Origin of the sequence: Streptomyces sp. NPDC050564 (assembly GCF_044457265.1) — a bacterium.
Lineage (GTDB): Bacteria > Actinomycetota > Actinomycetes > Streptomycetales > Streptomycetaceae > Streptomyces.
Genome location: NZ_JBITGS010000012.1, coordinates 1 through 22,796 on the forward strand (window position 1 = coordinate 1; position 22,796 = coordinate 22,796).

The 22,796-nt window shown below is 70.1% G+C and carries 23 protein-coding genes; 10 read left to right on the plus strand and 13 right to left on the minus strand.

Features of this window, described 5'->3' with window-relative positions; genetic code table 11:
* Window positions 1–248: 248 nt before the first annotated feature.
* The 3 genes from ACIBK0_RS19960 to ACIBK0_RS19970 all read right to left on the minus strand — a co-directional run bounded on the left by ACIBK0_RS19960 (window position 249) and on the right by ACIBK0_RS19970 (window position 3,426).
* A complete protein-coding gene (locus ACIBK0_RS19960) occupies window positions 249–2,537 on the minus strand; it encodes a HelD family protein (protein WP_399081894.1) in 2,289 nt (762 codons plus the stop codon).
* Window positions 2,538–2,668: 131 nt separating this feature from the next.
* Window positions 2,669–3,001, minus strand: coding sequence for a thioredoxin family protein (locus ACIBK0_RS19965; protein ID WP_399081427.1), 333 nt, complete (start codon window positions 2,999–3,001; stop codon window positions 2,669–2,671).
* On the minus strand, window positions 2,998–3,426 hold the full coding sequence (locus tag ACIBK0_RS19970; RefSeq protein WP_399081429.1) for a MerR family transcriptional regulator: 429 nt from the start codon (window positions 3,424–3,426) through the stop codon (window positions 2,998–3,000). The genes ACIBK0_RS19965 and ACIBK0_RS19970 overlap by 4 nt, the downstream gene beginning before the upstream one ends.
* 68 nt (window positions 3,427–3,494) lie before the next feature.
* On the opposite strand from ACIBK0_RS19970, the gene ACIBK0_RS19975 reads away from it, so the two are divergent.
* Complete coding sequence (locus ACIBK0_RS19975) at window positions 3,495–4,496, plus strand: hypothetical protein (RefSeq protein WP_399081431.1); 1,002 nt, start codon at window positions 3,495–3,497, stop codon at window positions 4,494–4,496.
* On the opposite strand, the gene ACIBK0_RS19980 is transcribed toward ACIBK0_RS19975, so the two are convergent.
* Window positions 4,483–5,004, minus strand: a complete 522-nt coding sequence (locus ACIBK0_RS19980) for an Lrp/AsnC family transcriptional regulator (RefSeq protein WP_399081433.1) — start codon at window positions 5,002–5,004, stop codon at window positions 4,483–4,485. The two genes, ACIBK0_RS19975 and ACIBK0_RS19980, sit on opposite strands and share 14 nt — an antisense overlap.
* 65 nt (window positions 5,005–5,069) lie before the next feature.
* On the opposite strand from ACIBK0_RS19980, the gene ACIBK0_RS19985 reads away from it, so the two are divergent.
* Together ACIBK0_RS19985 and ACIBK0_RS19990 are read left to right on the plus strand one after the other, a co-directional pair.
* Window positions 5,070–6,005, plus strand: coding sequence for an NAD-dependent epimerase/dehydratase family protein (locus tag ACIBK0_RS19985; RefSeq protein WP_399081435.1), 936 nt, complete (start codon window positions 5,070–5,072; stop codon window positions 6,003–6,005).
* Between the two features lies 1 nt (window position 6,006).
* Window positions 6,007–6,900 carry an aldo/keto reductase gene (locus ACIBK0_RS19990; RefSeq protein WP_399081437.1) on the plus strand — a complete coding sequence of 298 codons (894 nt, stop codon included), beginning with the start codon at window positions 6,007–6,009 and terminating at the stop codon, window positions 6,898–6,900.
* 1 nt (window position 6,901) lies between these two features.
* On the opposite strand, the gene ACIBK0_RS19995 is transcribed toward ACIBK0_RS19990, so the two are convergent.
* Together ACIBK0_RS19995 and ACIBK0_RS20000 are read right to left on the minus strand one after the other, a co-directional pair.
* Entirely contained in the window at window positions 6,902–7,024 is a 123-nt protein-coding gene (locus ACIBK0_RS19995; protein WP_399081440.1) for a hypothetical protein, read from the minus strand.
* Between the two features lie 15 nt (window positions 7,025–7,039).
* Window positions 7,040–8,416, minus strand: coding sequence for an MFS transporter (locus ACIBK0_RS20000; RefSeq protein WP_399081442.1), 1,377 nt, complete (start codon window positions 8,414–8,416; stop codon window positions 7,040–7,042).
* A 526-nt stretch (window positions 8,417–8,942) separates the two neighbouring features.
* Here ACIBK0_RS20000 and ACIBK0_RS20005 point away from each other — a divergent pair.
* A complete protein-coding gene (locus ACIBK0_RS20005) occupies window positions 8,943–9,953 on the plus strand; it encodes an Lrp/AsnC family transcriptional regulator (protein WP_399081444.1) in 1,011 nt (336 codons plus the stop codon).
* A 7-nt stretch (window positions 9,954–9,960) separates the two neighbouring features.
* Here ACIBK0_RS20005 and ACIBK0_RS20010 read toward each other — a convergent pair whose 3' ends face one another.
* On the minus strand, window positions 9,961–10,602 hold the full coding sequence (locus ACIBK0_RS20010) for a maleylpyruvate isomerase family mycothiol-dependent enzyme (protein WP_399081446.1): 642 nt from the start codon (window positions 10,600–10,602) through the stop codon (window positions 9,961–9,963).
* A 78-nt stretch (window positions 10,603–10,680) separates the two neighbouring features.
* On the opposite strand from ACIBK0_RS20010, the gene ACIBK0_RS20015 reads away from it, so the two are divergent.
* Complete coding sequence (locus ACIBK0_RS20015) at window positions 10,681–11,121, plus strand: MarR family winged helix-turn-helix transcriptional regulator (RefSeq protein ID WP_399081448.1); 441 nt, start codon at window positions 10,681–10,683, stop codon at window positions 11,119–11,121.
* Between the two features lie 125 nt (window positions 11,122–11,246).
* Here ACIBK0_RS20015 and ACIBK0_RS20020 read toward each other — a convergent pair whose 3' ends face one another.
* Together ACIBK0_RS20020 and ACIBK0_RS20025 are read right to left on the minus strand one after the other, a co-directional pair.
* A complete protein-coding gene (locus ACIBK0_RS20020; RefSeq protein ID WP_399081450.1) occupies window positions 11,247–12,020 on the minus strand; it encodes a DUF2127 domain-containing protein in 774 nt (257 codons plus the stop codon).
* Window positions 12,021–12,167: 147 nt separating this feature from the next.
* Window positions 12,168–13,934, minus strand: a complete 1,767-nt coding sequence (locus ACIBK0_RS20025; protein ID WP_399081452.1) for an MFS transporter — start codon at window positions 13,932–13,934, stop codon at window positions 12,168–12,170.
* A gap of 149 nt (window positions 13,935–14,083) precedes the next feature.
* On the opposite strand from ACIBK0_RS20025, the gene ACIBK0_RS20030 reads away from it, so the two are divergent.
* Window positions 14,084–14,701: a TetR/AcrR family transcriptional regulator gene (locus ACIBK0_RS20030; RefSeq protein WP_399081454.1), complete on the plus strand. Its 618-nt coding sequence runs from the start codon at window positions 14,084–14,086 to the stop codon at window positions 14,699–14,701.
* A 210-nt stretch (window positions 14,702–14,911) separates the two neighbouring features.
* Here the strand turns inward: ACIBK0_RS20030 and ACIBK0_RS20035 are convergent, their stop codons facing one another.
* A complete protein-coding gene (locus tag ACIBK0_RS20035; RefSeq protein ID WP_399081456.1) occupies window positions 14,912–16,327 on the minus strand; it encodes a cation:dicarboxylate symporter family transporter in 1,416 nt (471 codons plus the stop codon).
* 230 nt (window positions 16,328–16,557) lie between these two features.
* On the opposite strand from ACIBK0_RS20035, the gene ACIBK0_RS20040 reads away from it, so the two are divergent.
* Window positions 16,558–18,249, plus strand: a complete 1,692-nt coding sequence (locus tag ACIBK0_RS20040; RefSeq protein ID WP_399081458.1) for an ATP-binding protein — start codon at window positions 16,558–16,560, stop codon at window positions 18,247–18,249.
* The gene (locus tag ACIBK0_RS20045; protein WP_399081460.1) at window positions 18,246–18,929 is read left to right on the plus strand and encodes a response regulator; all 684 of its coding nucleotides are present in this window, start codon (window positions 18,246–18,248) and stop codon (window positions 18,927–18,929) included. Before ACIBK0_RS20040 ends, ACIBK0_RS20045 begins: the two co-directional genes overlap by 4 nt.
* A 10-nt stretch (window positions 18,930–18,939) precedes the next feature.
* On the opposite strand, the gene ACIBK0_RS20050 is transcribed toward ACIBK0_RS20045, so the two are convergent.
* From ACIBK0_RS20050 to ACIBK0_RS20060, 3 genes are read right to left on the minus strand one after another with little or no spacing between them, the layout of a single operon-like run.
* A complete protein-coding gene (locus tag ACIBK0_RS20050; protein WP_399081921.1) occupies window positions 18,940–19,098 on the minus strand; it encodes a hypothetical protein in 159 nt (52 codons plus the stop codon).
* A gap of 30 nt (window positions 19,099–19,128) precedes the next feature.
* Window positions 19,129–19,557, minus strand: a complete 429-nt coding sequence (locus tag ACIBK0_RS20055) for a hypothetical protein (RefSeq protein WP_399081462.1) — start codon at window positions 19,555–19,557, stop codon at window positions 19,129–19,131.
* A gap of 37 nt (window positions 19,558–19,594) precedes the next feature.
* On the minus strand, window positions 19,595–20,155 hold the full coding sequence (locus ACIBK0_RS20060) for a hypothetical protein (RefSeq protein ID WP_399081464.1): 561 nt from the start codon (window positions 20,153–20,155) through the stop codon (window positions 19,595–19,597).
* 338 nt (window positions 20,156–20,493) lie between these two features.
* Between ACIBK0_RS20060 and ACIBK0_RS20065 the strand changes: the two genes are divergently transcribed.
* Both ACIBK0_RS20065 and ACIBK0_RS20070 read left to right on the plus strand, forming a co-directional pair.
* The gene (locus tag ACIBK0_RS20065; protein WP_399081466.1) at window positions 20,494–21,864 is read left to right on the plus strand and encodes an extracellular solute-binding protein; all 1,371 of its coding nucleotides are present in this window, start codon (window positions 20,494–20,496) and stop codon (window positions 21,862–21,864) included.
* Between the two features lie 41 nt (window positions 21,865–21,905).
* Entirely contained in the window at window positions 21,906–22,796 is an 891-nt protein-coding gene (locus tag ACIBK0_RS20070; RefSeq protein ID WP_399081896.1) for a carbohydrate ABC transporter permease, read from the plus strand.

Below are 22,796 nucleotides of genomic sequence, written 5' to 3' on the forward strand. Positions count from 1 at the left end.
CGTCAAACCCGAACCCACCGGCGCCCACGGCCGCCCCGCCAGCATCCAACTGACCCTGCCACCCCTGGCCACCATCTGGCTGCGACCCGCCTAGGCGTTTTTCGCCCCCTCCGCCCCTGCCCGTTCCCGTCCCTGGGGGCTGCGCCCCCAGACCGCCCAAAAGATTGCGCAGTTCCCCGCGCCCCTGAAGGGGCGCGGGGAACTGCGCGTACGGGACGGGCAGGGGCGGAGGGGGCGAGAACCCGCCTTTACCTCAGCCCGACCCCACGCAACGACTCCGGCAACTCCCCTGTATGGAGCACCCCCAGCGCCTGCGTGGCCCGAGTCAGCGCGACATACAGGTCACTCGTCCCGTACAGCGCGGGCTCGACCACCAGGACGGAGTCGAACTCCAACCCCTTGGCCTGCCGAGGATCGAGAAGGACGACGGCGCGGGTCAGATCGGGCTCGGCGCCCGCCGTCACCCCGTCCAGCCGCCCGGCGAGCGAGGCATGCAGGGAACGCGGGGCGATGACAGCGACCCGCCCCTCCACGGGAGTCAGCTCGGCCACCGCCTTGGCGACGGCGCCGGGAAGATCGTCCCCAGCGGGGCGCACCCACGGCCGTACCCCAGTGGACCGTACGGACCGAGGCGGCTCGAACCCAGGACGCTCCGCCCGTACCACCTCCGCCGCCACATCCATGATCTCGGACGGAGTCCGGTAGTTGACGGCAAGACGCGTGTGCTCCCACCGGTCCTCGACGTACGGCGCGAGGATCTCGGACCAGGAGCCGACCCCCGCCGCCTCGGCGGTCTGCGCGGGATCGCCGACGAGCGTCATGGACCGCGTGGGACTCCGCCGCATCAGCAGGCGCCACGCCATCGGCGACAGTTCCTGCGCCTCGTCGACGATGATGTGGCCGAAGGCCCAGGTCCGGTCGGCCGCCGCCCGCTCGGCGGCGCTGCGGTGGTCGTCCTCCTCGTGCCGCTCGGCCATCCGCTCGGCGTCGATGATGTTGTGCGCGGACAGGACCTCGGAGTCCTCCTCGTCCTTGTCCTCGAACTCGTAGGTCCGAGAGGCGTAGGAGACGTCCAGGACGCCCTGCGCGTACGCGATCTGGGTACGACGCTCCTGGTCGGCCATCGCCCGCGTCACCCGGTCGTCCTCACCCAGCAGCTCGGCGGCCTCGTCGAGAAGGGGGACGTCCGCGGTGCTCCATTCGCGCGTGAGCGGCCGCCGAATCGCCACCGCCTCCTCCTGCGAGACGTATGCCTCCGGCTCGGCAAGGAAGTCCGCGACCACCCGCTGCGGGGTCAGCCGCGGCCACAGCTGGTCGATCGCGCCCCACACCTCGGGGTTCTCGGCCAGCTCGTCCCGGATCTGCGTGATGTCGCTCGCATCGAGGAGGTTCGAGCCGTCGAACGGATCCGTGCCGATACGTTCGGCCAACATGTCGGTGAGGGTGTTGAGGATGTGGCCCTCGAAGTGCTCGCGCGCGACGTTGTGGGGCAGTTCGGTCTCGCGGGTGCGTTCGCGCGCGACCTGCACCAGCCCGGCGTCGAGCATCAGGATGTCCCGGTCGTGCTCGATCGCGATCACCGGGTCGGGAAGGGCCTGGCGGTCACGGACCACGGCGGCCAGCACCTCGGCCATGTCGGCGCGGCCCTTCACGGCGGCCGCCTCGGGGGTGTCGATCGCCGTGGCCTTCACGCCGGGGAACAGCTCGCCGACCGTCGCGAGCAGGACGCCCGTCTCGCCGAGCGAGGGCAGCACCTCGCCGATGTAGCCGAGGAAGGCCGGGTTGGGGCCGACGATGAGGACGGCGCGCTTGGCGAGCAGTTCCCGGTACTCGTAGAGCAGATACGCCGCGCGGTGCAGCGCCACGGCCGTTTTGCCCGTGCCGGGACCGCCTTCCACCACCAGCACGCCCCGGTACGGCGCGCGGATGATCTGGTCCTGCTCGGCCTGGATGGTCTGCACGATGTCGCTCATGCGTCCGGTGCGCGCGGAGTTGAGCGCGGCCAGGAGCACCGCGTCGCCGGTGGGGTCCTCGTGCCCGGTCCGCTCGCGGTCCCCGAGGTCGAGGATCTCGTCGTGCAGGTCGGTGACGTGCCGGCCGTCGGTGGTGATGTGCCGTCGCCGCCGCAGGCCCATGGGCGTGTGGCCGGTGGCCAGGTAGAAGGGACGGGCGACCGGGGCCCGCCAGTCGATGAGCATCGGGGTGTGCTCGGTGTCGTCGGCGCGGATGCCGATCCGGCCGATGTGGTGGCTGACGCCGCTGGTGAGGTCGATGCGGCCGAAGCACAGCGAACCGTCCACGGCATTCAGTGCGGCGAGCAGGCCCGAGCGCTCGGCGACCAGGACGTCCCGTTCGAGCCTGGCCTGCATGGGCGTGCTGCCCTGGGCGAGCGCGTCCCCCACGGATGCCTCCGTGACCCCGCGCAGGGCGTCCACGCGCGCGTACAACCCGTCGATGAATTCTTGCTCATGCCGCAATTCATCGTCGGGAAATTCTGTGTGTGAGCCCCTGTTTGACAATTCCACTCCCGCCCGGATATACTGTGGCCAGTGAACTTCTCCGCGACCCAATCCCCGTGAAGTCGCGAATCATTGAATATACGCAAAGAAATCCCCCGAGCGCAATCGCTCAGGGGATTTTTCGTATGGCCGGTAAGGTCCGGGGAAGGTCAGAGCACGTCGGACAGCTCCTCCAGCAGCCGTCGCTTGGGCCGTGCGCCCACCATCGACTTCACGGGCTCGCCTCCCTGGAACACCATGAACGTCGGCATCGACAGCACCCCGTAAGCGAGTGTCGTCTGTGGATTGGTGTCCACATCCAGCTGGACGACCTTGAGCCGGTCGCCCTCCTCGAAGGCAAGGGCGCTGAGCACCGGCCCCATCTGCCGGCACGGCGGACACCAGTCGGCCGTGAACTCCACCAGCACGGGCAGATCCGCCCCGATCACCTCCGCCCCGAAGTCCGCGTCCGTCACCTCGGCCAGGCCTGCCGCCTTGATCATCGCGTCCGCCCTCCCAGTTCGCATACGGGTTCCGGGCCGCCCGGAACCTCCGCGTCGGCCGCCAGCTCGTCACGCGCGCGCTCCGCCCGCGCCAACTGCTCACCGACCATCGCGCGCACCGACTGCAACTCGTCGATCAGCGCGTCGAGTTCGCCGAGCTTGCGGCGGTAGACCGCGAGCGACGCGGGGCACGAGTCGCCCTCCGGATGCCCGGCCCGCAGACATTCCACGAAGGGCCGCGTCTCCTCCAGGTCGAACCCGAAGTCCTGCAACGTCCTGATCTGCCGCAGCAGCCGCAGGTCGTGCTCGTCGTACGTCCGGTACCCGTTCTCGCCCCGCCGCGCGGGCACCAGCCCCCGCGACTCGTAGTACCGCAGAGTCCGCGTGGTCGTCCCGGCCCGCGCCGCCAGCTCGCCGATTCGCATGCGTTGACGGTAATCCTTGACGCCGACGTCAACGCAAACAGTGAGGACCCGATCCTGTGACTGGCCCGATGAGGCGTACGACCCCGCCGCGCCCGCTCGACGCGGAGGCACTCTTTCCCGGCCTGGACGCCCACCGACGTACGACCACACGTCTGCATCCGCGACCGGGGAAGCCCTCCGTCGCGGACAGCTCGGTCGGCGGGCCGCTGCTGTGGCCCGCCGATGAACCCTGGCCGGTATGCACGGAGCCGCACCGGCGGAGCAGCGGGGAGCGGCCCGCGGACATCAGGCGCCGCCGGCGCATCCTGGCGCAGGCGTGGGCGCGTACGCCGCGACCCGGTGAACGGCCCGGACCGACCGACGAGGAGCGCGAGATCCTCGACTCGCTCCGTCGCGGACGCCACGCGCCGTGGCTGACGGACACCGACCCGATCCCGATGATCGGTCTGACCCAGCTGTATCGCCGCGACATACCCGATCTGACCGCGGGCCCCGCCGACCGCGACCTCCTCCAGGTGTTCTGGTGTCCCTTCGACCGGCACGGCCCGACGGGTTACGGCATGTCACTGCAGCTGCGCTGGCGTGATGCGGGCACCGTCACACAGGTGTTGGACCCACAGCCCGAGCCGGAAGTCGTCGGGTCGGACGTCTATGTACCCGAGCCATGCGTCCTGCATCCGGAACAGGTGGTGGAGCACCAGTACTCCGATCTGCTCCCGGAACCGCTGCGGGACGCGATCGACGAGTGGGACACGGAGGACTTCGTCTACCAGACCGATCTGTCGATCGCCCCGGGGTGGAAAGCCGGCGGATACGCCTCGTGGCACGTCACCGATCCGGCTCGGACGGAGTGTGGCGAGTGCCGGCAGCCGATGGAGATGCTGCTCGCCATCGCGAGCTACGAGTGGGACGGGGCCGAGTCCAGCTGGACACCGCTGGAGGATCTCCCCCTCGTCGGTACGGATGGCATCAAGACGCCGACGGAGGTCGCCGTCGGCCGCTGGGGAACCGGCTATCTCTTCGTGTGCCCCGCCGACCCCGCCCACCCTCATCGCATCAGCGTCCAATAGGCGGCAGCAGCGGCTTCCGCCCCACCGGCGAGGACAGCACGATCGAGGTCGTCGTACGCCCCAGCGCGGAGGTCTGCTCCAGGACGTCCTCCAGGTGGATCGTGTCCTCGACGGCGACCTTGAGAATCCAGCAGTCCTCGCCGACGACGTGGTGGACCTCGACGACCTCGGGGCGGGACAGGAGCTCAAGGGTCCTGGGGTGCTTCAGGGTGTAGCCGCCGTGCGGGTTGACGCGGATGAATGCCTGGATGCCGTAGCCGAGGCGGGCCGGTGAGACATGGGCGCCGTAGCCGGTGATGGCGCCCGCGGACTCCAGGCGCCGGACGCGTTCGGCGACGGCCGCCGGGCTCAACCGGACGCGGCGGCCCAGCTCGCTGAGCTTGATCCGGCCGTCGCTCTGCAACAGCTCCAGGATCTGCCGGTCGAGCGCGTCGAAGGCCACCGACGTTTCGTTGGTGGCGGCACGCAGCTGCCGTGGTTCCTTCGGTGCCGCGGCCGAATCTCCCATGACTCCCCCTTCAGACCTCACCCCTATGCCGGGAGAATTATGACCACAGGGCAGGGGAACACGGAATGAGAAGCGGGGAGGGCGTCGTGCGCGAGATATGCGTCATCGGCGGGAACCGGTATTTCGGAAAGCGTCTGATAGCGCGGCTGATGGCCGCCGGTGACCGGGTCACCGTCATCAATCGCGGTTCGTCGGCACCGCCCGCAGGGGCAATTCATCTGGTCGCCGACCGCAATGACGAGAATTCCCTGGAGAAGGCGCTGGGTTCGCGGACTTTCGACGTCGTCATCGACCAGGTCTGCTATACGCCCCGGCAGGCGGAGATCGCCCGAAGGGTGTTCGCGGGGCGCACGCGGCGGTACGTCATGACGTCCACCGTCGAGGTGTACGAATACGAGGACTCGGCGGCCCTCGTGCGCGAGGACGCCGTGGACCCTCGCACGGTCGCCGTCGACCTGGAACTCCCCTGGGACGACCCGGAGTTCCTCGACTCGCACTACGGCGAGGGCAAGCGGCAGGCCGAGGCGGTCTTCGCCGGCACCCGAGCGGCCGAGCCCGCGTTCCCGTACGTGGCCGTCCGCGTCGCCCATGTCCTGGGCGGGGACGACGACTTCACCGGCCGCCTCGACCACTACACCGACCGTATCCGCACGGGCGAACCGATCGCCGTGCCCGTCGTGAACCACTCGGCGACCTACATCCATGTCGAGGAGATCGCGGACTTTCTCGCCTGGGCGGCGGGCGCGGACTTCACCGGGCCGGTGAACGCCGCCTCCCACGGGGTTCTCACCACCGAGGAGTTGTGTGAGGCGGTGGCCGCGCGCATCCCGGAGGGCAGGACGGTCTTGCGGAGTGTCGAGGTCGGAGAGGTCTCGCCGTTCTCGTTCGCCCGCTCGTACGGGATGGACAACTCCCGGGCCACGCGGCTCGGTTTCACCTTCGGCCAGTCCGGGCAGTGGCTGCCGCGCGCGATCGCCGAGACGCTCGGAAAGGACAACTGACATGCTGACCAGGGCTCTTGGAGACCTCCACGTCGGCGCGATCGGCCTCGGCGCGATGCCCCTGTCCATCGAGGGCCGCCCGGACGAGGCGCGGGCCCTCGCCACAGTGCACGCCGCCCTCGACGCGGGCGTGACCCTCCTCGACACGGCGGACTCGTACCACCTGCCCGGCGCCGAGCCCGGCCACAACGAACGGCTCCTGGCCCGGGCCCTGGCGACGTACGGCAGCGACACCAGCGATGTGCTGGTGACCACGAAGGGCGGCCGCGGCAGACCGGCCGACGGCAGCTGGACGGTGACGGGGTCCCCCCGGCACCTGAAGTCGGCCGCGGAGGCCTCCCTGAAACGACTCGGCGTCGAGGCGATCGGCCTCTACCAGCTCCACAAGCCCGACCCCGCCGTCTCCTTCGAGGACTCGGTCGGCGCCCTGCGCGAACTCCTCGACGAGGGCAAGATCCGCCTGGCCGGCATCTCCAACACGACCACCGACCAGATCCACCAGGCCCACGCGATCCTCGGCGACCGCCTCGCCTCGGTCCAGAACCAGTACTCCCCCGCGGTACGGCACAGCGAGCCGGAGCTCCGCCTGTGCGCCGCACTCGGCATCGCCTTCCTGCCCTGGAGTCCGCTCGGCGGCATCTCACGCAGTTCCCTGGACGGCCCGTCGAAGGTGGCGTCCGACGACACCTTCGGCGCCTTCCACACGGTGGCCCGCGAGCACGGCGTGAGCCCCCAACAGGTGTGCCTGGCCTGGCTGTTGGCGACCTCCCCCCACGCGATCCCGATCCCGGGCGCCAGCCGCCCGGAGACGATCCGGGACTCGGCGGGGGCGACGGACCTGGTACTGGGCACGGAGGAGCTGGCACGCCTTGACGCGGCCGCGGGCCGAGAGTGAACTACTGGTCCTGATCGTCCTCCAGGACGATGCGGGGTGCCTCCTCCTGGAGGAACGGCCCCTGGGTCCGAACTCCCAGCAGCCTGCGCGTCAGACGGTCCCGGCCCGAGGGCAACTCGGACAAGTACCGACTATTTGGTCAGCTACGCACCGAAAGGTAAGCAGGCGCCCGCCTCGGGACCATGAAGACCACCGCCGCGCCCGTGGCGACCAGCAGCCCGGCCGCCGCCCAGAACGCGTCCTCGGCCCCGCCCCGGAAGTAGACACTGCCGAGCAGGGCGACGCCCAGCGTGGAGCCGAGCTGCTGCACCGCGTTGAGCAGCCCGGCCGCCGAACCGGTCTCGTGCGGACGGACCCTGTGGAGGGCCGTCGTGAAGAACGGCACGGCGAACAGGCCCTGGCCGACACCGCACACGGCGAGCGCGGCGAGCAACGGCCACGGGTAGCCGGTCGCCGGCACGGTGGCGTACGCCGCGACGGCTCCGAGTACACCGGCGAGCAGCGCGGCGAGGCCCGCGTACATCACCCCGGACCCGTACCGCGGGACCAGGCGCCGGCCCGCCGTCCATGAGGAGATCCCCATCGCGCAGGACCACGGCAGCAGCGTCAGTCCCGCGGCCAGGACCCCGATGTGCGGACCGAGTTGGAGCTGCACCACGACGACCAGCATCAGTCCGCCGACCACGGCGAAGAAGAGCACCGAGCCGAGCAGGGCGGCAAAGAAGCCGCGATTGCCGAAAAGGCTCGGTTCGACGAGGGGGCTGAGCGCGCGACGGGTGCGGTGGCGCTGGTGCAGGACGAAGGCCGCGCAGAGGGCGATGCCCAGTCCCCAGGCAGCGGCGTACGAACGGGAGTCGGCGCCCTGGATCAAGGGGTACGTGATCGATCCGACCACCCCGCTCACCAGCACCGTGCCGACGAGGTCGAGGCGGGGGCGGTGCGCCGACCGGTCCTCCCTGAGCAGCGGGGTCGCCAGAAGCGCCCCGAGCCCCAGCGGCACATTGACGAAGAACACCGCGTGCCATGAGGCGGTATGGGTCAGCACCCCGCCGGCCACCGGTCCGCAGACGGCCGCGAGGCCCATGACCGGGCCGATGCTGCCCATGGCCCGGGCGAGTTCGTCCCCGTCGAACATCACGCGGATCAGTCCGATCGTCTGCGGGATGACGAGCGCGGCGGCGGCCCCCTGCACGGCCCGGGCGCCGATCAGCAGCCCGGCCGACGGGGCGAAGGCGCAGGTCAGCGAGGCGAGGACGAATCCGGCGACGCCGATCACGAAGACCCGCCTGCGCCCGGCGATGTCGCCGAGGCGTCCGCCCGCGATGAGCAGCACCGCGAACGGCAGGGTGTAGGCGGCGCCGTACCACTGGATGTCCGAGACCGGGCCTCCCAGGTCGGCGTGGATGGCCGGGGCGGCCACGGTCATGATCGTGGCATCGAGCAGATTCATCGCCTCGGCGACGAGAAGAACAGCCAGCGCGGGCCAGCGGTGGCGATAGGTGTTCGACCTGGGCATGGGTGGACTCCTTCGGGTCTGGTGCAGGGTCGGTGGTGCGGGGCGGTGCGGGGCGGTGCGCGGTGGTGTTTGGCGGCCGCCGTGCGACGGCGGCCGACTGCCCTGAGCGGGCTGACGGCCGTACGCGGGCTGACGGCCGCTGATTGCCGGGCGGGTCGGCCGTACTGGCCGGTCCGCCGTACGCAGGCCGATCCGGCACACGGGCCGATCCACGGTCGCGAGCCGATCCACAGTCGCGAGCCGGTCCGTCGGCACGGGTCGGCCCGCCGCACACCGAGCCGATACACAGCCGCCGGCCGAACCGCCGTCGCGGCCCGGGCCGGCACACGAGCCGGTCGGCCACCACGGGTCCGCCCGCCGCACACCGAGCCGACCCGCCGCCGCGAGCCGGACCGCCGCCGCGACCCGGCGCCCCACCCTGCGCGTTCGCCAACGAGCCTGCTCGGCCGTACCCTCGGTGTTCCACTTTCAGGGGTGTAGTTGCCGATTACTTCCATCAAGGGCGACACCAGCAAGGAATCCACTCATGCTCGATGACATCGACCGCGGTCTCGTGCAGGCACTGCACATCGACGGCCGGGCGGCCTTCAGCCGAATCGGTGCGGTGCTGGGCGTATCGACGCAGACCGTGGCGCGGCGCTACCGGCGGCTGTGCGCGGAGGCGTCGTTGCGGGTGGTCGGGCTGGCCGATCCGCGGCACACGGGGCGCACCCAGTGGCTGGTGCGGCTGACCGCGGGGCCGCACACCGCGCAGGACCTGGCACACGCCCTGGCCCGCCGCCCGGACACGTCGTGGGTACGGCTGGCGTCGGGCGGCACGGAGATCCTGGCCGTGGTCCAGACGACCGTCGACGTCTCCGACGGCCACGGGCTGCTGTTGCACGACATCCCGCGCACGGCCGGGATCACCGCGGTCTCGGCCCACTGCCTGCTGCACACCTACCTCGGCGGTCCGACGGCGTGGCGCGGCCGGGCGGGAGCCCTGAGCGAGCAGCAGCGCCGTCAACTGGAGCCCGCCGACGGCGAGTCGGCCGGAGCACGGCCGCTCACCGACGCCGATCACGCCCTGCTGACCGCCCTCGCGCACGACGGCCGCGCGAGCCACGCCGATCTCGCCGCGGCCACCGGCTGGTCCCCCGCGACGGTCGCCCGCCGCCTGGCCGACCTGCAGTCCTCAGGGGCTCTCTTCTTCGACGTCGACATGAACGACACACTGCTGGGAGCCACCGCACAGGCCCTGTTGTGGATGTCGGTCGCCCCGGCCCATCTCGACGCGGTGGCCCACACCCTGGCCGGGCACGACGAGTTGGCGTTCGTCGCGGCGACCACCGGCCCGACCAACCTGGTCGCCCAGGCCCTCTGCCCGGACCCGGCCGCCCTGCACCGCTACCTGACCCGCCGTCTGGGCGCGCTCGACGCGATCCGCACGCTGGAGACGGCGCCGGTACTCCGTACGGTCAAAGCGGCGGGCCCCTTGGCCGGGCCCGCCGCTTCGCTCCCCCGTGGCGCCTCCCCCGGGCGCCGGCCTGCCCGCTGAAGCGGGCTCAATTGTCCATGGTCATGGCCCTGTTGAGCCGGGGAGCAGCGGCCTGCGTACGCCCCGTCAGCAGGAGCAGCAGCGCGGAGATCGGGCCACTGATCTCCGCCCCCGCACCGCGCGTCCATTCCACGTCGGTGGCGACGAGCCGGCCCCGCGGGTGGAGCCAGGGCCTGGGCGGGAACCGCATGGTCCACACCCGGTCGGCGGCGTCGCGGGCCGCCTCGACGGGCATGGTGCGTTCCCGGCCGATCGCGAGGGTGATGTCCTGGCCGTGGACGAGGATGTCGAGGAGGGGTTCGCGGCGGGTGGTGCTGGGGGCAAGACGGCGGGAGCCGGTGATCGAGCGGAGGTTCGCGACGATCTCGGCGACGGGCAGTCGCGCCTCACGGACGGCGGTGTCGTGGATCATGCGGTCGACGTTCCCGCGGGCGCGGGCGAATTCGCGGACGGCCGCCCCGTACGACAGGCGCGCCGCGAGGGTCAGATGCGCGGCGACGTCCCGTACCCGCCAGTCGTCGCACTGTGTGGGCCGCTCCCACTCCTGAGGGCTCAGCCTCTCCAGCAGATCCGCGAGACTCGCCCGCTCGCGGTCGACGATCCGCCAGCTCTCGTCCACGCCCAGCACGACATCCACGGCGATCACCACCCACTCAAGTGGTAAGATTCCCTGACCAAATTAGTCAGAGACTCTGACCACTGTCAAGGCGCGGAGGGAGCACCGACCATGGTGCCGGAGAGCGAGCTCAACACGGGGCTGCTCCTGTTCATCCCCTACCGGGCCCTGGAGAACCGCGTCTTCGCCGCGCTCGCCGAGGCGGGCTTCGACGACTTCACGCCCGCCCAGGCCCGGGTCATGCAGCGCATCGGCCCGAACGGCACACGGCTGACCGACCTCGCCGAACAGGCCCAGGTCACCAAGCAGACCGCGGGCTTCCTGGTCGACCAGTTGGAGAAGGCGGGCTATGTGCGGCGCAGGCCGGACCCGACGGACAAGCGGGCCCGCCTGGTGTGCCTCGCCGAGCGGGCGCTGGCGACGCAGCCCATCGCCGCCGGCGTCGTCGCCGAGGTCGAGAAGGAGTGGGAGGCGCACCTCGGCAAGCGTCGGATGACCCAGCTGAGACAGGCGCTGACGATGCTGCGGGAGATCACCGACCCGTACGCGTAAGCCGGTTGGGGGCCTGCCGCCCCCTGCGCATAAGCCGGCTCCGGGCACGCCGACCCCCTGCTCATGAGGCGGCTCCGCGCCCGCCGACCCGCTACGCGTGAGAGACGGCTCCGCGCCTGCCGTCCCTACGCGTGAGACGGCTCCAGGCCCGCCGACTCCTCCACCTCCAGCAGCGACGCGCTGTGCCGCTCCTCCTCGAAGGCCTTGCGGCCGCCGCGCAGCCCGAACAGGCGCTTGGCGAGGGCGATGTAGAGCACGGCGATGATGTTGAGGACAAGCGTGGCGATCTTCAGATAGCTGACGTGCTCGGTGAGTTCGTAGATCTCCAGCGGGAGGAAGGCGGCGGTGGCGACGACCGTGAGGTACTCGGCCCAGCGCTTGGCGTACCAGAGCCCGCCCGCCTCGACGAGTTCGATCAGGGCGTAGGCGAGGAGCAGCACGGCCACCAGCACCAGCGTGGAGTGCTTGTAGCCGAAGGTCTTCTGGATGGTGCCGACCACGGGTGAGTGGTCGAGGTCGTAGTGGAAGTGCTTGAAGACCGGGCGGAAGACGTCCAGGTACTCGTCGAAGAGCCGGCGCACCGAGTTCTGGCTGTTGCTGAACTTCCACACGGCGGCCGCGACCAGCACGATGAACACGCCGCGCACGGCCCGTTCGATGGCCAGGAAGCGCAGGATGAACAGATCGCGCAGCACCTTGCCGCGCGGCACGAGCGGGGCTTCGTCCGCGGGACCCGAGCCGTGCGGGGCGCCGAGCGCGAAGTCACCGCAGCGCAGACAGCGCCAGGCCTCGCCGAGGCTCGTCTCGGCACACAGTCGCGTGCGCAGCGCCGACTCGTCGGGCGCGTACGTCACGTGGCCGCGCCGCGCGCACGTGCGCCGGTCCCAGTCGATCTTCATGCTCCGTGCCCTCCGCAGAACGTGCCGTGCCGTGCCGGTCAGTCCGGCACGGCACGGTAGTGCATGTTCTACGAGACGACCGCCGGAGGGTCACGGTTCCGGGGGCGAACAGCGCGTCGCGCCGCCTGCCGTGGCCTCCGGAGGCGGTCAACGCGTCGCGCTGCCCGCGGGCTCGGTGTCGAGCTCGGGCTCGGGCCCGGGTTCGTCCGACGCCGCCTCGGCCGCGGCATCAGGCGTCACCGCGAGACCGGAATCCACCTCGGACTCCGCCTCGCCTTCGGCCTCGATCTCCACCGCACGCCCGTTCCGCGGCAGCAGCACCGCCACCAGCACCGTTCCCAGCCCCAGAATCACCGCGCCGACAAGGCTGGTGTGCGAGACCGCGTCCGCGAAGGACGAACCGACCGCGTCCGCCATCTGCCGTGCGCCATGGGCGAGTTGGTCGGACTGGGCCTTGAACTGCGCGGCCTGCTGGGTGCTGCTCGCGTGGGCGGCCTGCTCGCCGACCTGGCGAGCCTTGTCGCCGATGCCCTGGGCGACGGCGTACCCGGCGCCCACCGAGTCCTGGGCCGTGGCGAGGGCACCCGCGGGAAGCCTGCCGCCCGCCGTCGCGTCCGCGAGGTGCGAGGAGTACGAACTCGCCAGCACCGATCCGAGGATGGCGATGCCGAGCGAGCCTCCGAGTTCCAGGGAGGTGTCGTTCACCGCGCCGCCTACGCCCAGTTCGGACTCGGGGAAGGCGCCCATGATGGCGTCCGTGCAGGGCGAGAGCGCAAGCCCGATCGCGAGGCCCAGAATGACGAGGGGCAGGACGAAATCGCCGTACGAGGATGCCGCGTCCACCTGGGTGAGCAGCGCGAGCGCCACCGTGCCACCGACCATGCCGGCGGTGACCGTGATCTTCATGCCGATGCGCGGGGTGAGGTAGCCGGTGAGGGCCGAGCCGACGAAGACGGCGCCGGCGAGCGGCAGCATGCGCACCCCGGTGTCCAACGCGTCGTATCCGAGGACGAATTGGAGGTGCTGGGTGAGGTAGTAGAAGGCGCCGAAGACGGCCAGGAAGAAGAGCGCGACGGCGAGGTTCGAGCCGGCGAAGCGGCGGTTCGCGAAGCGGCGTACGTCGATCACCGGGCGGGGGTGGCGCAGTTCCCACACCACGAAGAGCACCAGGCCGACGCCCGCCACGATCGCGGCGGTCACGGCCTTCACGCCCCAGCCGAAGTGCGGACCCTCGATGATCATGTAGACCAGCGAGCCGATCCAGACCACGGACAGCAGGCCGCCCACGTAGTCGATGCGGTTGTGGTGCGCGGCTTTGGAAGGCGGTACGAGGACGAAGGTGCCGACGATCGCGAGCGCGGCGACGGGCACGTTGATCAGGAACGTGGACGACCAGCCGTGCTGCTGCAACAGCGCACCCGCGACCAGCGGACCGGCGGCGATCGCGAGTCCGGCCGTGGCGGTCCACAGGGTGATCGCCTTCGCCCGCTCCGCACGGGGGAAGGTCGCGGCGAGCAGGGAGAGCGTGGCGGGCATGATCATCGCCGCACCGACCCCCATGACCGCACGGGCCGCGATGACCCCCGTGGAACTGCCGACGAGGGATCCCGCGACGGCGCCCGCCCCGAACACGACGAGCCCCAGCACGAGTGCGCCGCGGCGGCTGTACTTGTCGCCGATCGCGCCGAGCAGCAGCATCAGCGCGGCGTACGGAACGGTGTAGCCGTCGATGACCCACTGCAGGTCGGCGCTGGACAGGCCCAGATCCTGGGTCATGTCGGGGGCCGCGACCGTGAGGGCGGTGTTCGCCATCACGATGATCAGCAGACTCAGGCAGAGCACCAGCAGCGCCCACCAGCGCCGGGCGTAGGGCCGGTCCATCCTCTCGACCGGTTCGTTCATGACGAGACGCATGGGTACGGTCGCCCTTTCCTCGCTCGATTTGCACAGTGGCGTGCAATTGCACGGTCATGTGCAATGTACGACGCTGCACAGCACTGTGCAAATCAACGAGGTGGAGGCCCTGTGGACGTAGGCCAGGACCTCGGCGAAGGGCATGCACAATGGCAGCCATGACCACGGGTAACGTCAGCCGCGCCGATGCGAACCGCCGTCGCATCCTCGACGTGGCGCTCGCCGAGCTGCTTCGCGACCCCGACGCGTCCATGGACCAGATCGCACGGGCCGCGGGCGTCGTACGGCGCACGGTGTACGGGCACTTCCCCAGCCGGGAGGCGTTGATCGGGACGCTCTTCGAAGGGGCCGCGGAGGCGGTGGAGACGGCGCATGCCCGGGGCCGGGAGGGCGTCGAGGACCCCGCGGAGTCGCTGGTCCGCTCGACCCTCGCCGTGTGGGAGGTCGCCGACCGGTACCGGCTGCTGGTCGCGCTCGCCCAGCGCAGCGTCACGGTCCAGGGCATCCGCGAGCGGCTCACGCCCGTGCGAGAGGCCTGCGCGGAGGTGCTCCGACGCGGCCTGGATCAGGGCGTGTTCGAGTCACCACTACCGGCGCCGGCACTGGCGTACGTGCACGAACAGATGCTCTTCGCCCTCATGGAGGCCGTGAACGACAGCCTCCTGGCACCCGAAGAGGCGGGCCGCTCCGCCGCGGTCACCATACTGACCACGGCGGGCGTACCCGCCTCCCGCGCCGCCGAGCTGGTGGCGAAACTGAGCGACTGAAGCAACGGAGAAGCGACCGAGGCGACGCAAACAAAAGGGCCGGCGGCCAGGTCCACGGGGGGAGGACCCAGCCACTCGGCGCCTTGGGGGCGCGCCCCGTTCAGGAGGGCACGCCCGGTTCGGGAGAGGCGCCCCGCGAGGGGAGCGGGGGACCGTGCGACCAGCGTGGTCGCCGGACGGCGCCTCTTGGACCGCGGTCCCGGTAGCCGTTTACGCCTTGGCGAGCTCCTTCTCGCCGCCCTGCTCGGGCACGTCCACGTGGGCGCCGTCCGGCTCCTCGTCCAGCAGGGTCTTCTCGTCGAACGGCAGCTCACCGGCGAGAACCCGGTTCACGCGCTCCTTGTCGACCTCACCCGTCCAGGTACCGATCAGCAGAGTCGCGACCGCGTTCCCCGCGAAGTTGGTGACGGCACGCGCCTCGCTCATGAACCGGTCGATGCCGATGATCAGGCCGACGCCGTCGACCAGGGCGGGCTTGTGCGACTGAAGACCGCTGGCGAGGACCGCGATACCGGAACCGGAGACACCGGCGGCACCCTTCGAGGCGACCATCATGAAGAGCAGCAGCCCGATCTGCTGGCCGATGCTCATCGGCTGGTCCATCGCGTCGGCGATGAACAGCGAGGCCATCGTCAGGTAGATCATCGTGCCGTCGAGGTTGAAGGAGTAGCCGGTCGGCACCGTGATGCCGACGACCGGACGGCTGACGCCCAGGTGCTCCATCTTGGCGATGAGCCGCGGCAGCGCGGACTCCGACGATGAGGTGGAGACGATCAGCAGGAACTCCCGGCCCAGGTACTTCAGCAGCTGGAAGAGGCTGACCTTGGCCACCAGCTTCGTCAGCGTGCCGAGCACGATCACGATGAACAGGAAGCAGGTGATGTAGAAGCCGAGCATGATCGTGCCCAGCGCCTTCAGGGCGTCCATTCCGGTCTCGCCGATGACGGCGGCCATGGCGCCGAAGGCACCGACGGGCGCGGCCCACATGATCATGCCGAGTACCCGGAAGACCAGCTTCTGAATGTGCTCCACCCCGCGCAGCACCGGCTCACCGGCGCGCCCCATCGCCTGCAGCGCGAAGCCCGTGAGCAGCGCGACGAGCAGGGTCTGCAGCACCTGGCCCTCGGTGAAGGCCGACACGAAGGTGGTCGGGATGATCCCGAGGACGAAGTCGACGGGCCCCTCGGCCGCGGCCTCGGCCTGCGTGTGCCCGACGCCCTTCACGGCCTCGGTCAGGTGCATCCCGCTGCCCGGGTGGATGATGTTGCCGACGACCAGGCCGATGGCGAGTGCCACGAAGGACATGGCGATGAAGTAGCCGAGCGCGAGCCCACCGACCTTGCCGACCTTGGCGGCCTTCCGTACGGAGCCGACGCCGAGCACGATCGTGCAGAAGATGATCGGGGAGATCATCATCTTGATCAGGCTCACGAAGCCCGTGCCGATCGGCTTGAGCTCCTTGGCGAAGTCCGGCGCGGCGAATCCCACGGCGATGCCGAGGGCGACCGCGATGATCACCGCGATGTAGAGATAGTGGGTGCGGTCCCGCTTGGCTGCGGGTGCGGCAGGTGCGGTGAGCGGTGTGCTGGCCACGGCTGCCCTCCTTGACGACGTCGTCGGCATCATCCGGCGTGCGGCTCACGACCGGGGGAACCCGGCGTGCGGCTCACGTCCGGGGATCCGGGAGGCGTGGACTCCCGGGGGGATGCGGTGACTATCTCCCGGCCTGTGAGGGCGGTCACCCTTCCGTTCATTGAGTACATCGAAACAATGAGCGGGAACCTGCTTACACACTGGAGTGCTAGAAGAAACACAGCACAGGAGGGTGACGGGTAGGGGCGAGGCACACTGATTCCATGCGTTTCCCCCGCGTCCCGAGACCCCGCAGCCTGGCCGGCCAGCTCTTCGCCATGCAGGCCGTGCTGATCGCGGTCCTCGTGGCCGGGTACGCGCTGTTCACCTACGTCAGCGACCGCAGCCAGGCCGAGGAGGCGGCGGGGCGGCAGGCCATGGCCGTCGCGCGCTCGATCGCCGACGCCCCGTCCGTGCGCGAAGCCATCCGCACGAGCAACCCCACCAAGGACCTTCAGCCGTACGCCCTCCAGGTGCAGCGGGACACCGGGGTCGACTTCGTGACGATCATGAACCCGCGGGGCATCCGCTGGACCCACCCCGACGAGAACCTGATCGGCAAGCACTTCCTCGGGCACATCGCCCCCGCCTTGGCGGGCAAATCCTTCACGGAGACCTACACAGGCAGCCTCGGGGCGTCCGTGCGTGCCGTCACCCCGATCTACGACAACGGCCGCATCGTCGGTCTGGTCAGCGCCGGCATCAAGGTCGAGGCGATCACCAAGCGCGTCCAGGACCAGGTCACAGCCCTCATCGGGGTCGCGGGGGGCGCCCTGATCCTGGGCGGCATCGGCACGTACGTCATCAACGCCCGGCTGCGCCGCTCCACTCACGGCCTGAACGCGGCCGAGCTCAGCCGTATGCACGACTACCACCAGGCCGCGCTGCACGCCGTACGCGAGGGGCTGCTGATGCTGGACGGGCAGTTCCGGGTGGCGCTGATGAACGACGGCGGACGGGAGTTGCTCGGCGTGACGGACGAGGTGGTCGGCCGCTCGGTGGCCGAACTCGGCCTGCCCGCGCCGCTGACGGGCGCGTTGCTGTCGGCCGAGCCGAGGGTGGACGAGGTGCACCTCACCGCCTCACGCGTCCTGGTCGTGAACACCTCCCCGGTCTCGGGGGGCGAGCGCCGGGGCACGGTGGTGACGTTGCGCGATGTGACCGAACTCCAGGCGCTGATGGGTGAGTTGGACTCGGAGCGCGGCTTCTCCCAGGCGCTGCGTTCACAGGCGCACGAGGCCGCGAACCGTCTGCACACGGTGGTCTCCCTCATCGAGCTTGGCCGCGCCGAGGAGGCCGTCGACTTCGCCACGGCCGAGCTGGAGCTGGCGCAGGCGCTCACCGACCAGGTGGTCGCGGCGGTCAGCGAACCGGTCCTCGCCGCACTGCTGCTGGGCAAGGCGGCGCAGGCGAACGAGCGGGGCGTGGAGCTGGTGGTGTCCGACGACAGCGCCATCGACGACGGGCTGCTCCCGGCCTCCCTGCCCGCCCGCGACCTGGTCACCGTCCTCGGCAACCTGATCGACAACGCGGTGGACGCGGCGCAGGGGACGATCGGCGCGCGGGTCACGGTGACGGCGTTCACGGACGAGTCCGTGCTGGTGCTGCGGGTCGCCGACACCGGCGCGGGGGTGCACCCGGCCCACGCCGAGCAGGTCTTCCAGCGCGGCTGGTCCACGAAACCGGCCGGCCCCGGCGGCCGGGGCCTCGGCCTGGCACTCGTACGACAGGCCGTGACCCGTCACAAGGGCAGGCTGACGGTGCGGGAGGCGGCCGGAGGCGGGGCGGAGTTCGAGGTGCGGCTGCCGTTGCCTACGGTGTCCTCGGCCTCGGGCGCCACGGGAGCAGCTGTTGCCGAGCCCAAGCCCACCCCGTCCGAGCCTGCCCAGCCCGCCTTGCCTGGAGGCGACGCATGACCGACCCCGAGCCCATCCGCGTACTCGTCGTCGAGGACGACCCGGTCGCCGCCGACGCGCACGTCATGTATGTCGGCCGGGTGCCCGGGTTCACTGCGGTGGGCAAGGCGCACACCGGTGCGGAGGCGCGCCGCGCCCTGGACCGTACGCCCGTGGACCTGCTCCTGCTGGACCTGCACCTGCCCGACGTGCACGGACTGCAGCTCGCCCGCTCGCTGCGGGCCGCCGGCTACCACGCGGACGTGATAGCGGTGACGTCCGCGCGGGACCTGGCGGTCGTACGGGAAGGGGTCTCGCTCGGGGTCGTCCAGTACGTCCTGAAGCCCTTCACCTTCGCGACCCTGCGGGACCGGCTGATCCGGTACGCCGAGTTCCACGCGGCGGTGGGCGAGGCGAGTGGCCAGGACGAGGTGGACCGCGCCCTGGCCACTCTGCGCGCCCCGGGCCCGGCCGCCCTGCCGAAGGGCCTGAGCGCACCGACCCTCGAACGCGTCACCGTCGTCCTGCGGGACTGCGCCGACGGCCTGACGGCAGCCGGGGTCGCGGAGGCCGTCGGCATCTCCCGGATCACGGCCCGGCGGTACCTGGAGCACCTGGTGGATGCGGGACGGGCGGCGCGCGCTCCGCAGTACGGGCAGGTGGGACGGCCGGAGTTGCAGTACCGGTGGGTGAAGGGATGACCGGGGGCGGTCAGCCGTCGGGCAGGATGACCGCCCGGCCGTTCACCTTCCCGGCGTGCAGGCGCTCGAACGCGGGGGGCGCCTCATCGAGCGAGTACGTCTCGGTGCGGCGCGCGAGCGCCGGCTTCTCCTCGCTCACGTCGAAGGCCACCACGCGGGCCGCGGTCATCGCCCGCAGCAACTGGATCGCGGGACACGTTCAGCGAAGTGCCACTCCCTGGCGACCCGGCAGGCGGGTGATCGCCGCGAAGGCGACGAGAGCGGCCAGGCTCCCGGTGGCGAGGGCGGGATAGTCGGCCCAGTCGGGATCGGCAGGCGCGGAGGTCACGGCCCGTACGAGCCGGTCGGCGCCCCAGGCGGCCGCCAGACCGACGACGACAGCCGGCCACCGGTACCGCACACCCTTGATCACGTCGTCGACCATCGCGAGCACCGAGAAGATCATGATCAGCGCCAGCTGATCGCGCCAGCCCAGAGCGGCGGTACCCGCCCCCGCGGCGACGTTGAAGATCCCTACACGCGCCAGCGGCAGGGCCGGCGCGGGAGCCCGCGGGACCTCCCGCGGCAACCAGAAGAACCGGCGCACGCTCTCGACGAACGTATAGCTGCGATCCCTGTCGTCCGACACCACGTCTCCCCCAGACATACGAGACGGACTTATCGACTCAACTCACGTCAGGTGGACCCGCAGCCGCCCCGAAAGGTTGCGCGTACGACACGACCTGCACGCCCAGGCCCACCGCCGCACCCCCCTCGACCACCGACAACACCAGCAGCCCCGGGGCGACTTGACCGCTCGCCCAATAGACGATGAGCCCCGCGAACGGCACGACACAGAACGCCAGAAGATCGACCCCGCACTGGATGACCTTGCGCGAGGCCCTGCGCGCATCACCGCGATGAGCGCTCTCCCACCGGAAGGCGGCTTCGATATCGGCGAGTTCCGCAAGACGGGGACCCAAGTCACCCCGCACATATGCCCCGATGGCGGAGATCTTCTCGTCGTTGACCAGGTAGGTCCACCCGAGAACGACACACACGGGCGGCAACGCCAGCAGCATGGGCGTCTGCCTGGCCTGCGCGGCCGCGGCGACCACAGCGGCCACGACGGCGAGCGTCACATACAGCAAATTGTCCCGGAACCCGATCCGCGCCTTCTGCTCATCCTTCACACTCTGATACTCGGCGAGCAGCAACTGCCCCACGGTGACATCCCGCTCCGCCACTCGCTCCCCCGTCTCCGGCGCCCAACGCACCTTCTGCACAAGCAACTTGGCGGTACCTTATGAGTGTGCCGGAGACAAAACCCACCGTCGTGGCCCTTACCGCACTTCCTTGCATGCGGCGGTGACGCGGGCAGAGCACGGTCGCGGAGGCACACACGGCCCCGTGCCTGTCGCCGCCGCCTCCTTCCTCGCAGCACCCGCCACCAAAGCCCGTGCAACCTCCAGACCGCCCAAGCCCAAGCCGCTGCAAGGTCATTGACCTGACATCCGCACACCTCTTAGGTTCACCAGGCAGACAACTCGGCTCGGTCGACAACGATGTCGGCCAGTAGGAGGTCGTGCCCGTGCGCCCCACCGCCGCCCCACTGCTCCTCGCAACGCTGCTCGCCGCCACCACGCTCACCGCCTGTGGATCAGGGTCCGGGAGTGATCCGGACACCGTGAAGATCTCCTTCAAACAGTCCACGGACAACTCGATCCGCGTCATGGACACCTACTTGGGCCAGATGAAGAAGGAGTTCGAGAAGGCGCACCCCGGCAAGAAGGTCGAGCTCGTCCCGATCAAGGCCCCGGACTCCGAGTACTACACGAAGCTCCAGCAGATGCTGAGGTCGCCCAAGACGGCGCCCGATCTGGTCTACGAGGACACGTTCCTCATCAACTCGGACATCACGAGCGGGTACTTGAAGCCGCTCGACCCCTACCTCGACAAGTGGCAGGACTGGGGCCAGTTCATCGACACGGCCAAGGCGGCGGCCAAGGCCCAGGACGGGAAGACGTACGGCGTCCCGGACGGGACGGACACCCGGGGGCTCTGGTTCGACAAGGACATCTTCAAGAAGGCCGGTCTGCCCGGTGACTGGCAGCCGAAGACGTGGGACGACGTGCTGAGCGCCGCCCGGGCCATCAAGGCGAAAGTCCCCGGCGTCACCCCGCTGAACGTCTACACGGGCAAACCCGCCGGCGAGGCCGCCACCATGCAGGGCTTCGAGATGCTGCTGTACGGGACGGGTGACGGGAAGACGGACCCCCTGTACGACACCGCCACGAAGAAGTGGATCGCCGGAAGCCAGGGTTTCAAGGACGCCCTGACGTTCGTGGAGACGGTCTACAAGGAGAAGCTCGGCCTCGACGTCGCCGACGCCCTCGACCCCAACATCCAGACGAGGATCCGCGGTGAGCTGCTCCCCAAGGGCAAGCTCGGCATCAACCTCGACGGCAGCTGGCTCCCGCAGGACTGGCTGAAGGGTGCGGGCCACGAGTGGCCGCAGTGGTCGCAGAAACTCGGCCTCGCCTACATGCCGACCCAGCACGGCCAGGCCCCCGGCAAGGTGAGCATGTCCGGCGGCTGGACCTGGTCGATCCCGTCCAAGGCGGCCAACCCCGACCTGGCGTTCAAGTTCATCGAGACGATGCAGACCAAGGCGAACGCCCAGAAGTGGTACATCGCCAACTCCGGTATCTCGGTGCGCAAGGACGTCGCCGCCGACCCCGCGTACGTGCAGGCGCAGCCCGGCATCAAGTTCTTCACGGACCTGGTCGCCAGCACGCACTACCGGCCGGCGTACCCGGCGTACCCGAAGGTCTCGACCGCCGTCCAGGAGGCGATGGAGGGCGTGACGACGGGCGACAACTCGGTCGAGAAGGCGGCGAGCGGCTACGACGAGGAGCTGAAGACGGCCACCGACAACCAAGTGATCAAGAAGTGAGTGCGGGTACGGGGGCGGCGGCGCCCCCGGTCCGCTCCGCGGTGACGAAGGGCGCCCCCCGGCGCCGCGGAGGGGTGCGCCGCACCCTGGCCCGCGCGCTGCCCCTCACCCCGGCCGTGGTCCTGCTGCTCCTCTTCCTCGCGGGCCCGATCGCCTACTGCGCGTACATCGCTTTCACGGACCTGCAGTTGACGGGCCAGGCCCATTCGTCCTTCGTCGGCTTCGACAACTTCCGGGCCGCGTTCAAGGACGACGCCTTCCTCAACGCCGTATGGCTGACGCTGGTGTTCACTTTGCTGTCGTCACTGGTCGGTCAGAACACGTTGGGTCTCGCGCTGGCTTCGCTGATGCAGCGGGCGTCGAAGCCGGTCCGCACGCTGGTCGGCGGGATCGTCATCACGGCGTGGGTACTGCCGGAGGTGGTGGCGGGCTTCCTGCTGTACGCCTTCTTCCGCCGCGAAGGGACGTTGAACGCCATCCTCGACCGGCTCCATCTTCCCTCCCAGAACTGGATGTTCACGCTGCCGATCCTGGCCGTGTCGTTCGCGAACGTCTGGCGCGGCACGGCCTTCTCGATGCTGGTCTATTCGGCGGCGCTGAACGAAATCCCGAAAGAGATCACGGAGGCGGCGGAGGTGGATGGGGCGGGGGGCTGGCGACGGATGTGGCACATCACCCTGCCGATGATTCGCAGATCGATCGGTACGAATCTGATGCTCAACACGCTGCAGACGCTGTCGGTGTTCGGACTTATCTGGGTGATGACGCGGGGCGGACCGGGGAACAGAAGTCAGACGCTTCCCTTGTTCATGTACGAGCAGGCCTTCCAGAAGAGCATGATCGGGTACGGGACGGCTGTGGCGCTTTTGCTCCTCGTGGTCGGCTCGCTGTTCTCGGTGGTGTACATGCGGCTGCTGCGGACCGAGGTGTGA

Excerpts from the sequence above, each read along its gene's own strand:
- ACIBK0_RS19965 (WP_399081427.1), bottom strand. The coding sequence starts at position 3,001 with ATGATCAAGGCGGCAGGCCTGGCCGAGGTGACGGACGCGGACTTCGGG.
- ACIBK0_RS19970 (WP_399081429.1), bottom strand. The coding sequence starts at position 3,426 with ATGCGAATCGGCGAGCTGGCGGCGCGGGCCGGGACGACCACGCGGACT.
- ACIBK0_RS19975 (WP_399081431.1), top strand. The coding sequence starts at position 3,495 with ATGAGGCGTACGACCCCGCCGCGCCCGCTCGACGCGGAGGCACTCTTT.
- ACIBK0_RS19980 (WP_399081433.1), bottom strand. The coding sequence starts at position 5,004 with ATGGGAGATTCGGCCGCGGCACCGAAGGAACCACGGCAGCTGCGTGCC.
- ACIBK0_RS19985 (WP_399081435.1), top strand. The coding sequence starts at position 5,070 with ATGAGAAGCGGGGAGGGCGTCGTGCGCGAGATATGCGTCATCGGCGGG.
- ACIBK0_RS19990 (WP_399081437.1), top strand. The coding sequence starts at position 6,007 with ATGCTGACCAGGGCTCTTGGAGACCTCCACGTCGGCGCGATCGGCCTC.
- ACIBK0_RS20000 (WP_399081442.1), bottom strand. The coding sequence starts at position 8,416 with ATGCCCAGGTCGAACACCTATCGCCACCGCTGGCCCGCGCTGGCTGTT.
- ACIBK0_RS20005 (WP_399081444.1), top strand. The coding sequence starts at position 8,943 with ATGCTCGATGACATCGACCGCGGTCTCGTGCAGGCACTGCACATCGAC.
- ACIBK0_RS20015 (WP_399081448.1), top strand. The coding sequence starts at position 10,681 with ATGGTGCCGGAGAGCGAGCTCAACACGGGGCTGCTCCTGTTCATCCCC.
- ACIBK0_RS20020 (WP_399081450.1), bottom strand. The coding sequence starts at position 12,020 with ATGAAGATCGACTGGGACCGGCGCACGTGCGCGCGGCGCGGCCACGTG.
- ACIBK0_RS20025 (WP_399081452.1), bottom strand. The coding sequence starts at position 13,934 with ATGCGTCTCGTCATGAACGAACCGGTCGAGAGGATGGACCGGCCCTAC.
- ACIBK0_RS20030 (WP_399081454.1), top strand. The coding sequence starts at position 14,084 with ATGGCAGCCATGACCACGGGTAACGTCAGCCGCGCCGATGCGAACCGC.
- ACIBK0_RS20035 (WP_399081456.1), bottom strand. The coding sequence starts at position 16,327 with ATGATGCCGACGACGTCGTCAAGGAGGGCAGCCGTGGCCAGCACACCG.
- ACIBK0_RS20040 (WP_399081458.1), top strand. The coding sequence starts at position 16,558 with ATGCGTTTCCCCCGCGTCCCGAGACCCCGCAGCCTGGCCGGCCAGCTC.
- ACIBK0_RS20045 (WP_399081460.1), top strand. The coding sequence starts at position 18,246 with ATGACCGACCCCGAGCCCATCCGCGTACTCGTCGTCGAGGACGACCCG.
- ACIBK0_RS20050 (WP_399081921.1), bottom strand. The coding sequence starts at position 19,098 with ATGACCGCGGCCCGCGTGGTGGCCTTCGACGTGAGCGAGGAGAAGCCG.